The 12,290-nt window shown below is 69.6% G+C and carries 8 protein-coding genes and 1 pseudogene (1 of these 9 only partly in view); 3 read left to right on the forward strand and 6 right to left on the reverse strand.

Annotation, left to right across the window (positions count from 1 at the left end):
* Positions 1 to 541, reverse strand: a pseudogene (locus BGP17_RS12520) (TonB-dependent receptor); it reaches 1,786 nt to the left of the window's first position.
* Positions 542 to 677: 136 nt separating this feature from the next.
* On the opposite strand from BGP17_RS12520, the gene BGP17_RS12525 reads away from it, so the two are divergent.
* Together BGP17_RS12525 and BGP17_RS12530 are read left to right on the forward strand one after the other, a co-directional pair.
* Positions 678 to 1,313 (forward strand): TetR/AcrR family transcriptional regulator, encoded by a 636-nt coding sequence (locus tag BGP17_RS12525; protein WP_243857317.1) that lies wholly within the window; start codon positions 678 to 680, stop codon positions 1,311 to 1,313.
* Between the two features lie 44 nt (positions 1,314 to 1,357).
* The gene (locus BGP17_RS12530; RefSeq protein ID WP_167300189.1) at positions 1,358 to 1,837 is read left to right on the forward strand and encodes a hypothetical protein; all 480 of its coding nucleotides are present in this window, start codon (positions 1,358 to 1,360) and stop codon (positions 1,835 to 1,837) included.
* Between the two features lie 4 nt (positions 1,838 to 1,841).
* On the opposite strand, the gene BGP17_RS12535 is transcribed toward BGP17_RS12530, so the two are convergent.
* From BGP17_RS12535 to BGP17_RS12545, 3 genes are read right to left on the reverse strand one after another with little or no spacing between them, the layout of a single operon-like run.
* On the reverse strand, positions 1,842 to 2,351 hold the full coding sequence (locus BGP17_RS12535; RefSeq protein ID WP_286712247.1) for an AAA family ATPase: 510 nt from the start codon (positions 2,349 to 2,351) through the stop codon (positions 1,842 to 1,844).
* Positions 2,352 to 2,353: 2 nt separating this feature from the next.
* On the reverse strand, positions 2,354 to 2,905 hold the full coding sequence (locus BGP17_RS12540) for a YceD family protein (RefSeq protein WP_167300188.1): 552 nt from the start codon (positions 2,903 to 2,905) through the stop codon (positions 2,354 to 2,356).
* Positions 2,902 to 3,411, reverse strand: a complete 510-nt coding sequence (locus tag BGP17_RS12545) for a ubiquinol-cytochrome C chaperone family protein (protein ID WP_286712249.1) — start codon at positions 3,409 to 3,411, stop codon at positions 2,902 to 2,904. The genes BGP17_RS12540 and BGP17_RS12545 overlap by 4 nt, the downstream gene beginning before the upstream one ends.
* Positions 3,412 to 3,546: 135 nt before the next feature.
* Between BGP17_RS12545 and BGP17_RS12550 the strand changes: the two genes are divergently transcribed.
* Positions 3,547 to 4,029 carry an outer membrane protein assembly factor BamE gene (locus tag BGP17_RS12550; RefSeq protein WP_167300186.1) on the forward strand — a complete coding sequence of 161 codons (483 nt, stop codon included), beginning with the start codon at positions 3,547 to 3,549 and terminating at the stop codon, positions 4,027 to 4,029.
* Positions 4,030 to 4,217: 188 nt separating this feature from the next.
* On the opposite strand, the gene pbpC is transcribed toward BGP17_RS12550, so the two are convergent.
* Together pbpC and BGP17_RS12560 are read right to left on the reverse strand one after the other, a co-directional pair.
* Positions 4,218 to 6,314 (reverse strand): penicillin-binding protein 1C, encoded by a 2,097-nt coding sequence (gene pbpC, locus BGP17_RS12555; RefSeq protein ID WP_167300535.1) that lies wholly within the window; start codon positions 6,312 to 6,314, stop codon positions 4,218 to 4,220.
* A gap of 152 nt (positions 6,315 to 6,466) precedes the next feature.
* A complete protein-coding gene (locus BGP17_RS12560; protein ID WP_286712251.1) occupies positions 6,467 to 12,229 on the reverse strand; it encodes an alpha-2-macroglobulin family protein in 5,763 nt (1,920 codons plus the stop codon).
* Positions 12,230 to 12,290: the final 61 nt, after the last annotated feature.

Here is a 12,290-nt window from a genome sequence, read left to right on the forward strand (position 1 = left end):
GACGATCCGCGAGCTTCTTGGTGACGTATTTCACCGCGCCGCCGATCGTGTTGCGGCCATAGAGCGTACCCTGGGGGCCGCGCAGCACTTCGATTCGCTCGACGTCGTAGATGTCGAGCACCGCCGCCTGCGGGCGGTTCAGATAGACGTCGTCGAGATAGATGCCGATGCCCGCCTCGAAGCCCGGCACCGGATCCTGCTGGCCGACGCCGCGGATGAAGGCGGCGAGCGTCGAGTTGGTGCCGCGCGCATCCTTCAGCGTCGTGTTGGGCGAGGCGACCTGCAGGTCGGTAAGGTCGATCGCGCCGGCCTGTTCGAGCTGGGCCGAAGTGAGCGCGGTGACCGCGGTCGGCACGTCGAGCAGCTTCTCCTCGCGGCGGCGGGCAGTGACGACGATTTCGCCCGTGTTGTCGAGTGCGCTATCCTGCGCTTCGGGCGCGGCCGGCGCAGCGGCTTCCTGCGCGAATGCAGGCGTGGTGGCGATTGCCGCGAGGGCAGCGCCCGCGAACAGAATCGAACGGGCACTATTCAGGCGTGACATCCAGATTTCCTCCCCATCGGTCGAACCCGTTCTTGAACGCGGGTTGTAAGTGTTCGCTCGACGCTATACTGAAACCTGAACCGGGTTTCAACTTGGATAAACGGGAAGAGGGACCAGAATGGCAAGGGGGCGTGGCATGAGCGCCACAGCACCGGATCTGGGCGGCGGCGAGGCAAGTGCGGGCAAGGAGCCGCGCACGGCACGCGGGCGGCGAACGCTGCGCCTGATCCTGGACGCGGCGGCGGAGGAATTCGGCGCCAAGGGATTCCACGAAGGATCGATCAGCGGCATCACGCGCCGCGCCGGCGTCGCGCTGGGCAGCTTCTACACCTATTTCGATTCGAAGGACGACGTGTTCCGCGCGCTGGTGCGCGACATGAGCGAGCAGGTGCGCGAGCATGTGGCCCCGGCGATCAAGGGCGCGACCGGCGGCCAGATCGCGGCCGAGCAGGCGGCGCTGCTCGCCTTCATCCGCTTCGCGCGCGCGCACAAGGAGATCTACCGGATCATCGACGAAGCCGAGTTCGTCGACCCCGAGAGCTTCCGCATGCATTATGCGACCACCGCCGAGCGCATCGCCAGGCGCCTTCAGGCGGCGGCGGCGCGCGGCGAGGTGCGCGAGGATGTGAACGAGATCCACGCCTGGGCGATCATGGGCATGAACGTGTTCCTGGGCCTGCGCTACAGCGTGTGGCAGGAGGACGTCGATCCCGAGGCGATCGCGCAGACCGTCGCGGCGATGCTGACGCGCGGAATCGGGACGGAGCGATAGCCCGCGCCATTGCGGCCCGCGCCGCGCTGCCGCATCTTGGGGCCATGGATTTCAGCGACTGGCATGTGGCGCGGGCAAGGGCGCTGTTCTCGGTGCTGGCCGAGCGGCACGGCCTGCGCATGCGCGGCGCCGATGCCGGCCCCGACTATCTCGAGCTCGAGCTGCCGGTGCAATATGGGCTGCGCATCGCGCTGAAGCTGGTCTGGGCGCGCGACATGCTGATGATCCGCAGCGACCTGTTCACCGCCCAGTTCCACCTCGATGCCGATCCCGAGGCGGAAACCAGCTTCATCGAGACGCTGGACGGGCTGGTGACCGGTGCCGTCCGCCTCCACCTCTTCTACTGGCCGCGCGCCGCCCGGCCGTACAAGACGCTGCTCCAGCGCGCCGAGGGCCAGGGCGAGGATGCCGCATGGCGAACCGTCTATACCTGGTTCCGCTGGCTGCCCTGGTCTCCCATCGCGCGCGAGGAAGTGTTCGTGAACAGCCGCGCACCGCACCTGCACGTGGTCGGGCACGCCTAGGGCCCTAGCCCTCCAGCCGCGCGAGCACGAAATCGGCGCGCGCCTCGACATCGATCTTCGGCAGCCGCTCGACCGCATAGCCGAAGCCGGGCCAGGCGGCCTCGAGCCGCGCATATTCCGCCAGCGCTTCGTCCATGCCGTGGCGGCGGGCATCGTCGACGACATGGATTTCGGGCCAGGGCGGGGCGAGGAAGACCCGGTCGTAGCGATTCGCGGGATCGACGGGAGCCGCCTCGCCCGTCGCATGTTCGAAGGCGACCACCGCGTCGATCAGCCCGCGATCGAAGAAGACCGGCCCGGGCAGCCGTGCGGCCGCGTCCAGATCGGCGAGCGCGAGTGCGATCGCACGGCGGGCGAAACCCGCCGGATCGTCCCACGGCATCGGACCGCCCGCCGCGACGATCCGCCGCCCGGGCTCGGCCATGGTGGCGAAGCCGCGCCGGGCGAGCGCATCGAGCAGAGTCGACTTGCCGCCGCCCGAACAGCCCGAGATCGCGATGCGGGGGCCGGGCACCCTCAGCCCTTGCCGAGCTTGTCCCTGAGGCCGGCGAGCCCGCCGAACGGGCCGCTCTCCTCCGCGAGGCGCTTCGCCTCCTCCTCGCTGATCACGCCGGCATCGCGCAGCGCCGCTTCCGCGGCCGGGCTGCGCGGATAGGGATCGAGGGCCAGCGCCAGCGTCTCCGCGGCGGCCTCGCCCAGGTCGATCGCGCCTCCCGAATAGAAGACGATGTCGCACGCGTCCTCGCTCAGCTCGATCTCCTCGTCGCCGCCCTCGCCTTCGGTCTCGGGCAGGAAGCGGATCGCGAAATCCTCCTCGATCGCCGCGGGCACCGGCTCGTCGGTGATCACACAGGCCTGGACGACGCGCGCGGAGAGATGGCCGGTGGCGACGATCCCCTGCGCATCGCGGCGGATATGATAGTCGGCGGCCAGGCTGTCGATCGCCTTGAGGCCGAAGCGCTCGGCCAGGGCAGCGCGCTCGCCCGGCTCGGCAGCGACATGGACCTGGCTCTCGCCGGCGCCGATCGTGTCGAGCCGCTGCGGCCGGTTGAATTCGTTCTGGATCATGCCAGCTCTCCTGCAAGCAGCGCAGCCACCGGTTCTCCGGCCAGCCTGGCATGGAAGGCCCGGAGCGCGGTCTCGACCTGGGCGAGCGCTTCCGGCGCCGGCGCCTCGCCGCGATAGAGGTTGCGCACCAGCGCCTCGCCGAGCGTGCCCGCCGCCAGCGCATCGCGATAGGCGCCGAGCCGGCCGCCCAGCATTCCCATCATCTTGCCGACATGCTTGCCGACGACGATGTCGCCGATGCCGATCTGGCGCAGCTGCCCGTCCATGTCGTCGATGAACACTTCGGTGAGCTGGGTGCTGAACGGAATCGCCTGCGGATCCTGCTCGAGCCGGAGCAGGACGAGGCTCATCACCGCGGCGATCATGTCGAAGCGGCCGTCGATCGTGTCGGGCACGCCCCCCGCTTCGTACCAATGGGCTTCGCGGCCGCGCGCGACGATCGCGGCGTAGAGAATCGGGGCGGCGCCGCGATCGGGAGCCTGGAAGAGCCGCTTGAGCAAGCGCATGTGCCGGTTCGGTTCCTGCAATATGGGGGCGCGACCTTGTTTGGCCGCATTTTGCCGCATATTGAGGCGAACGGCCCGCGATGCAATGCAACCGAATGCATCGGGACGCCGGTATGCGTTTGCCTGGAGACCATAATGCCGATTCCCGCCCGCGCGCTTGGCGCCGCCCTGCTGGCAGCCGCGCTTGGCACCACCGCCTGCGTGCCGGTCCGCACGCACCAGGGCTATATCATCGACAAGGAACTGGTCGATTCGGTGCAGCCCGGCATCGACACGCGCGAATCGGTGCTCCAGACGCTGGGCCGTCCCACCTTCACCAGCCAGTTCAACGAAGGCGAGTGGTATTACATCTCCCGCCAGAGCGCGAACCTCGGCTATCAGAGCCTCAAGGCCAAGGACCAGACGACGCTGCGCGTCAGCTTCGATGCGAAGGGCAATGTCGTCGCGGTCGACCGGATGGGCAAGGACCTGATCGCGTCGGTCGATCCCTATGGCAAGACGACGCCGACGCTGGGCCACAAGCGCGGCTTCTTCGAGGATCTGTTCGGCAATATCGGCACGGTCGGCGCACCGGGCACCGGCGGCCCGGGCAGCGGCGGCGGCGGCAACGGCCCCTAGTCGCGGCCCGGCTTCTGCCCGGCTGGGCTGAATCGCATCCAAACCATTGATCGGAAAGCGGCTTCGGCCGCGCCGCCTTTCGGGCCGCGCGGCCGGTGCCGGTGGGCACGGTCCCGAAAGGGGGAGGGACCGTGCGCTGAAACGCGCGAGATAGCGTTTCGCTCCCTCAACATTCAGCCATTTCCGCACTATCGGATGGTGAACAGCACCTGGTCGATGACCTTGCCGTCGAGATCGACAAGGGCGAGCCTATGCTTGCCCGGCGGGGCCAGGATCAGCGGGCGCGAATCGGCGGTGCCGAGGTCGCGCCGGTCAAGGATCAGCCGGTGGCCGAGCGCCTGGCCCGACACCGAGATGGCGAGGCGCTGATTGTCCCGCGGAATGTCCGGATCGAGCGCATAGACGCTGCCGGCAACCGGATTGACGATGCGCGGCCGGCGCGATTCGGCAGGCGCGAAGGCGACGCGATCGAAGCCGGTACCCTTGAGGAAATATTCCCGCCGCGGCTGCTCCATGCCGGCGGCGAAGCGGACCTGGCGTTCCTCGATCCCGTCCGGGCGCGGCGGGGCCCTGCCGGGGCTGCCCTGGTGGAGCGCGAGCATCACGTCGCGCCACACCGGCGCCGCGCCGCTGGTGCCCGAGACCGCGCGCATCGGATCGCCTTCGAGATTGCCGACCCATACGCCCACGGTGAAGCGATCGGTGAAGCCGATGCACCAATTGTCGCGCATCGCCTTGGAGGTGCCGGTCTTCACCGCTGCCCAGAAGGGCAGGCGCAGCGCCGAATCGACGCCGAAGGTGCCGGCGCGGGCATTGGGATCGGCGAGCATGTCGGCGACGATCCAGGCGGCCTGGGGCGTGGTGGTGCGGCGCGGGGCGTCGGTCCCGGCGCCCATCCTCAGCCGAAGCGGCGACCAGCGACCCTCGAGCGCAAGGCTGCGATAGGCAGCGACCTGCTCCATCAGCGTCACTTCGGCCGAGCCGAGCGCGAGCGAATAGCCATAATATTGCCCGTCCTCGACCAGGCCGCGATAGCCGGTATCCCACAGGCGGTCCCGGAACGCATCGACGCCGGTGAGCAGCAGGGTACGCACCGCCGGCACGTTGAGCGAACCGGCCAGCGCGATGCGGGCGGAGACGGGACCCTTGAACGCCTTGTCGTAATTCTGGGGGACGTAGAGCCCCGAGGCGGTATCGAGCTGGACGGGCGAATCGTCGAGGATCGAAGCGGCGGTGAGATAGCCCTTCTCGATGCCCATGGCGTAGAGGAAGGGCTTCAGCGTCGACCCCGCCTGGCGATAGGCCGAGGCGCCGTCCACCGCCGGCGCCGTGCTCTCGCCGCCGATCCCGCCGACATAGGCAAGCACGTCGCCCGAGGCATTGTCCACCACCACCACCGCGCCGTCGCGGGCGCGGCTGCCGCCCAGCCCCTGGAGCTGGCGCCTGAGCGCAGTGATCGCGGCGCGCTGGATGCCGGCATCCAGCGTGGTGGTGATCTTCGCGCCCGGCCGGGTCAGCAGGGCGGCGGAAAGATGTGGCGCCAGGCCCGGATCGAGCGCCAGGCTGCGCGCGGGCCCCAGCATCGAGGCGGCGGCGCCGGGGAAACGGGTGCAATCCTTTTCCCGGCTCAGCGCACAGGCGCGGCGCGCGACTTCGAAGGCATTGGCCCGGGGGCTGGGCAGCAGGGCGGCGAGCAGCAGCGCGTCGTCGCGGGTGAGCGTGGCCGGGGTCTTGCCGAACAGGCCCAGCGCGGCCGCACCGATGCCCTGGGCCTCGCCGCGAAAGCCGGCCAGGTTGAGATAGGCCTCGAGGATCTGGTCCTTGGACCAGCGCGCCTCCAGCGACCAGGCCGCGCGCATCTGGCGCAGCTTTTCGCGCATGCCCCGGCTGCCGGGCACGGAGAGATCGGGCGCGAGATAGGCGGCAACCTGCATCGACAGCGTCGAGGCGCCGCGCCCGCGCTTGCCCTCGATGCGGTCCCGTAGGGCGCCGGTCAGCGCCATCCAGTCGATACCGCCATGGTCGCGGAAGCGGCGATCCTCGGCGGCGACCAGTATCTCGCGCGCGGCCGGCGATACGTCCTCGAGCCTGGTCCAGGCGAGGCGCCGGGCCTGATAGTCGACGCGGCTCGAATCGATCAGCACGCCGTGCCGGTCGTAGAGCCAGGCCTCGGACGGATGCCAGCCGGCACGGACCACGGCATAGTCGGGCAAGGCCGGCGGGCGTGTCGCCCACCAGAAGGCGGCCGAGAAGACGAAGAGGAGCGTCAGGACCGTGCCGACCATGCGCGGCGGCGTGACGACGCCGCGCCAGCCCCTTTCCCGCCATGCCGTCCGCTCGCGCCCGAGCCATGCATGCAGCGCCTCGGGCGCATCGTCGATGCGCTTCGTCCAGCGGCGGGCGAAGGCGAGGAAGTGGTCGAAAGCCTCCTTCGCCGTCACCGCTGCGCCACGGTCATCACGGCATTGGGCAGCTGCGCGCGGATCTCGGGCGCGTACATCGCCTCGACTCGCGTCGCGGGCAGGTTGAACTTGCCCGCCGCATCGAGCCGCATCACATACGACACCGTGAAGCTGCCGCGCGGCACCCACCCGTAAAAGGCGCGCCAGCTGTCATTGCCGCGCTCGACATAGTTGGGCGAGACGCCCTCGCTGGTCCCGCTGTCCTTGGCGAGCAGTTCGGACTGGCCGCCGAGATTGCCGACGATCGTCGCGCCCGCGGGCACCGGATCGTTGACCACCACCCAGTTGCGCTCGGCCGACGCCTCGACGCTGATCGTCACCTTGACCACGTCGCCGCGCGACCAGCTGCCGGCGACGGCCTGCTTCACCGCCTCGACCTTCTTGGTCATCTTGTACCCGGCCATCAGCGGCTGGGTGAGCGGCACCGCTGCCTTCACCCGCACGAACGCCCAGGGGCCCGCGCCGCCCGACTGGCTCATCACCAGCGGCGTGGTCTGCGCCGGCAGTGGGAAGCCGAAGCTGCGCTGCGGCTCGGCGAGCGGCCAGTTGAGGCTCAGCGGGCTGTTGCCGCCGAAGCTGGCAGTGGTGACGCCCGCGATCGCCTCGGCCGGATAGAGGCCCATGAAGCGCCGCGCGAGGATCGTGCCCCAGGCATTGGCAGTCGTGGTGTCCCAATGGCCGCGCTGCTGGCGCGAGGCGATGCCGACCATCAGCTTGGCCGCGTCATTCTCCCAGCCCGGGCGGCCGAGCGTGGCGAGCAGCGCCTTGATCGCCGCCTCGTCGTCCGACGACATCAGCCACCAGGCCATGCGGCCCTTGTCCGACAGGTCGACGCGGGTGCCCTCATAGACGAGCCGGGTGCGCAACACCTTCTCGGCGTCGAGGCGCAGCTGCGCGCCATTGGCCAGGCCCTGCACCTTGCCAAGCGCCATCGCATAGTCGGAAAGCGTGGCCGTGGGCATCTCCGCCGGCGCCATGCCGATCTGGCCGAGCATCGCCGCCGTCGCCGCCCCCTGCCGCGCCAGCGCCGTGAAGGCGGCGACGCGCTGCAGGCGGACATCGCCATAATCCTCGTGGCGCAGGCGGCCGTCGAGCACCGCCTTCATCGCATCGAGCATCTTGGCCCTGGGGCCATCCGGCAGCGGCAGCCCGGCTTCGGCGCTGGCCGAGAGGATATAGGCGGTCAACGCTTCCGAACCGGGCCAGTCGCCCGGCCAGTAGCGCAGCAGCCCGTCGCCGTCCTGATAGGCGGGCATGTCGCTCGCGATCAGGTTCCACATGCCCGTGTCGCCCAGCGCGATCGCGCGCGACGTGCGCTGCTCGAGGCAATTATAGGGATAGGCGCGCATATAGTCGCGCACCCCCGAGAGCGGCGGCGCGAGGCTGTCGGTAAGGCTCACCTCGACCGTGCCGAAGCCGGGCAGTGCGCCCGCGGGCGGCGCGATGGCGAACTGGGTGCCGGTGCCGACCCGGCCGAGCGTCGCCGCCCAGGTCTCCACGGGCACGGCCGGCGCCACGGCCTGGGCGATCGTCACCCTGTCGCTCGACTTGCCGTCGGCGGTCTTGGCGGTGACCGTCCAGCTGAGCTTGCCGTCGCGCGGCGGCGCGGTGAGGTTCCACACCACCGGGGCGGCGCCGCCCGCCGGGATTTCCACGGTCAGCGGCTTGCCGGTGGCATAGGCCGGGTTCAGCGCCACCGTGGCGGTCACCTTCATCGGCTTGTTCGAGCCGTTGCGCAGCGTGAACATCGCCCCGAACTGGTCGCCCGTGCGCACCAGCTGCGGCAGGCCCGGATAGATGGTCAGGTCCTGCGAGGCGCGGATGCTCGCCATGCCCGTGCCGAAGAGCTGCGGACCGGCGGTCGCCACCGCGACGAGCTTGAACGAAGTCAGTGCGTCGTTGAGCGGCACCGCGACCCTGGCATGGCCATCGGCATCGAGCGCGACCTTGCCCTTCCAGAGCAGCACCGGCTGGAAATTCTCGCGGTTGAGACCCGAGAGATCCCCGCCGCCGCCACCGCCGCCGGCTTCCACCGCCTTCTTGCCGTAATGCCGCTTGCCGACCACCTGGGTCTGCGCGGTCGACGTGAGCACCGAGATCGGGCGATCGCCCATCATCGCATCGAGCAGGTTCCAGCTGTCGTTCGGAGCCAGCTGGAGCAGCGCTTCGTCCACCGCGACGAAGGCCACGTCCGCCGAGGCGGCAGGCTTGCCGTCGGGGCTCTTCACCGTCACGTCGACATTGGCCGTGTCGCGCGCGGCATAGCTCGCCTTGTCGGCCTTCACCGCGACATCGAGCTTATGGCCTTCCCAGCCGACCTTCACCTTGGCGATGCCCAGGCGATAGGCGGGCTTGGCAAGGTCGACGGTCGCGGTCGCCTCGCCGCCGTCCTTCGACCAGGGCGCCCCCCAGTCGCGGGCCATGCTGGAGCGCCAGTTCTGCCAGCCGGACACGCGCCCGCGCACCGCCATGACCGAGACGAACACGTCCGGTGCATAGTCGCCCGGCATCGGCACCTCGATCACCGGGTCCTTGCCGGCGAGGCCGACGACGAAGCTGGAGAGCACGCCTTCCCGCTCGACCGTGACCAGCGCGGTCGCGTCGCGGAAGGGCATCCGGACCTGGAACTTGGCCGTCTCGCCCGCCTTGTACTCCAGCTTCTCGGGGATGACGTCCATGCGGTCGCCATTGTCGCCGCCGAACCACCAGTCGTCGTCGCCGACCAGCCAGGCCGACTTGGTCGCGCGGGCGACATTGCCATTGGCGTCCTTGGTGGTCGCCACCGCATAGACTTCGCCCGATATGCCCGGGTTGAGCTGGCAGCTCGCCAGCCCCTGCGCATCGGTGGTCGCCGAGCAGGTGGCCGACAGCTTGGTCGTCTTCATCTGGTTGTCATAGGCATAGAAGCCGCCGATCAGCCGGCGCCGGGCCGTCAGGATCTGGCGGCTGTAGAGCTCGACCGAGACCGCCTGGTTGGCGAGCGGCTTGCCCGCAGTGTCGAGCGCGACGAAGCGCAGGCGCAGATCGTCCTGCTTCATCAGCCAGCCGTCGCTCTTGATGCCGAGCTGGACCGCGGAGGTGAAGATCGGGATGCGGCGCGACGAGGTCAGGATCTGGCCGTTGGCGTCCTGATAATCCATCTCGACCAGCATCGTGGTGTTCTGCTCGAGCGTCTGCGGCACTTCGGCATTGATCCGGGTGGTCCCGTCCGCGCCCAGCGTGGCGGGCAGCGTCTGGGTCGGCGGCAGCTGGACCTGCTCGTCCTCGCCCTCGCCGTTCATCGGCTTGGTGCCCTCGGCCATGGCGCGGCCGCCGAAGCTGTAGCCGTCATAGCCGTCCGGGGTCTTGAAGTCGGCGAAATAGCCGATGCGCGTCTCGACCGGCAGGTTCGCCGCACCGCCGCCCGAGAGATAGCCGACGAACAGGTCGAGCGGCAGCGTACCCGGCCGCACCGCGGCATCCTTGGGCCCGGCGACCGAGGCCTTCATCGTCGGCAGCTTATATTCGTCGACCTTGAACGACTGGCCGGTCCAGAGCGTCTTCTCCTTGCCCTCCGCGTCCTTGACCAGGACGGTGAGGTCGTAATCGCCCATCTTCGCCCCCTGGGGCGCGGTCCATTCGGTCTCGCCGGCACCGTTCGCGTCGATGGCGAGCGGCAGGTCATATTGCGTGTCCGACCCGCGATGGCTGAGGCGCAGCGTGCCGCTGAACGCCGGCGACGGCGCGAAGCCCGTGGCGATCGGCTGGCGGACGATGTGCTTCATGTGGATCGTCTCGCCCTGGCGGACGAGCGCACGGTCGAACACGGTGTGGAACTTCTGCTCGGGCGCCGACCAGCCATAGTTCAGGTCGAAATCGAACGGGCGGATGCCGTCGCCCCACTGAGTGAGGGTGAAGCTGAAGTCGTCGGCCTTGCGCGCCGAAATCATCAGCACGTCGTTGCTGCCATGGTCGCAGCTCGTATAGGTCTGCGGCTCGGGCAGGCCGGCGGGAACGCCGAGGCGGCCCGAGGCATCGGTCTTGCCCTTGGCGAGCAGCTGGCCGGTGCAGGCGTCGGTGACGCGCACCTCGGCGTCGCCCACGCCCTGGCCGCTGTCGAGCGCGGTGACCCAGACCAGCGACTGGTCGCGCCCCCATTTGAAATGGACGCTCATATTGGTGACCAGCGCGCCGGCCGCGACGTAGCGCGGCGCCTTGCGGCCGAGCAGCGCCTCGCCGAGCCGCGGGCTGGCGAGTTCGACGATGTAGAAGCCGGGCTGGCCGAGCGGGATGCCGACCACTTCGAAATCCTTGCCCTTGCCCGGCAGGCCGATCTTGAGCGGCTTGCCGCTGGCCGAGGTGAGCAGCGGCTTGGCGCCGGTCTGGTTGATCCGCACGGTCTCGGTGCCGCGCTTCACTTCGTCGGACTTGTCCTCGGCCGCATCGGCGAGCGCGCGGAACCATTTGGCGATCTCGCCGTCGCCGCCCTCGACCTTCAGGCTCTGGCCGGTCACGGTCATCTGGCTGCCCTGCAGCTCGGGCTCGACGTTGCGGACCGAGACCGGGAGGACGCCGCCCTCCTTCGCTTCGAGGATGCCGAAATTGCCGGCGAACTTCACCAGCGGCGGCGGCGCGTCGAACTTGACGTCGAGCGGGAAGCGCTCCGCATTGGCGAGCTTGCGGCCGCTCTCGTCCTTCACATCGGCGGGAAGGATCAGCTTGGCGGTCGTCTCGGCCGGGAGCGGCGCCTTGAACTTCAGGTCGGCGACCGCCGCCTTGTTCTTGTCGTCGTCGCCGAAGACCGGCGCCAGTTCCTTGCCGTCGGCCGTCCGGATGCGCACCGCCTCGGCCTGGGCCCTGGGGATCGGCGCGGAGAAGCGCACCCAGGCGTCCTGCACCGGGCTGCAGCCGGCCTGCGGGTTGACGCGCGAGCATTCGAAGCGGGCGCTGAATTCCTTGCGCACGGTGAAGTCGAAACGCTGGTCGGTGCCGGCGGCACGGCCCGAGGCGCTCTTGATGTCCTTGCCCCAGACCAGCGCCATGTCGCGGCCGGCGGGCAGCGGCCGGCGGCACTTCACCGCGACGACGCTGGCGAGGGACTTGGCGCGATCCTCCGCCTTTTCGGGCAGCGCCTGGGGCAGGCCGGCCTCGGTCAGGAAGCTGCGCACTTCCCAGCGATCGGTGCCGAGATCGGCCAGCAGCTTGGGCGCGACATCGGCGGGAAGCACGTCGACCGGGATCTTCTCGCCCAGCCCGTCGACCGCGCAATAGGCGTTGGCGCCGACCGAGGCGGGATCGGGCGCCAGGTTCGCCGCGACGACGAAGACCTGGTCCTCCTCGATCTCGCTGCCATAGCGATTGGGCAGCACCGCGCGGGCGATCGGCCCGCCCGAATCGACGGTGAACTCCTTCTGGCCCTGCAGCGCATAGCCCGACAGGCTCTTGAGCCCGTCGCGCAGCGTGAACTTGCAGGTGACGCCGCCGGGGAGCGGCCCGGTGAATTCATGGACGAAGGTCTGCTGGTCGACCCAGCGGCCCTGGCCGCCGACCGGGCAATCGACCTTGAACGGCGATTCGGCGCGCGGATCGCCCAGGGGCACCATCGCCACGTTGAAGCGGGCGGTGAAGCGCTCGATCGCGCCGTCGCCGACGCCGGGCGTCGCCATCTCGACCTGCGGGCTGTTGTCGCCGAACGCAGTGACCGCCCCGATGGGCGCCAGGACCAGAGCCAATACGCCAAGCCGGGCAACGAGCTTCATCGACAACCTCCCCCTCGGGCAGCGATGGGCACGATAGCCGGGCACCACTGCGAGTCCAGCG

The organism is Sphingomonas sp. 67-41 (genome assembly GCF_001899725.1).
GTDB lineage: Bacteria > Pseudomonadota > Alphaproteobacteria > Sphingomonadales > Sphingomonadaceae > Sphingomonas > Sphingomonas leidyi.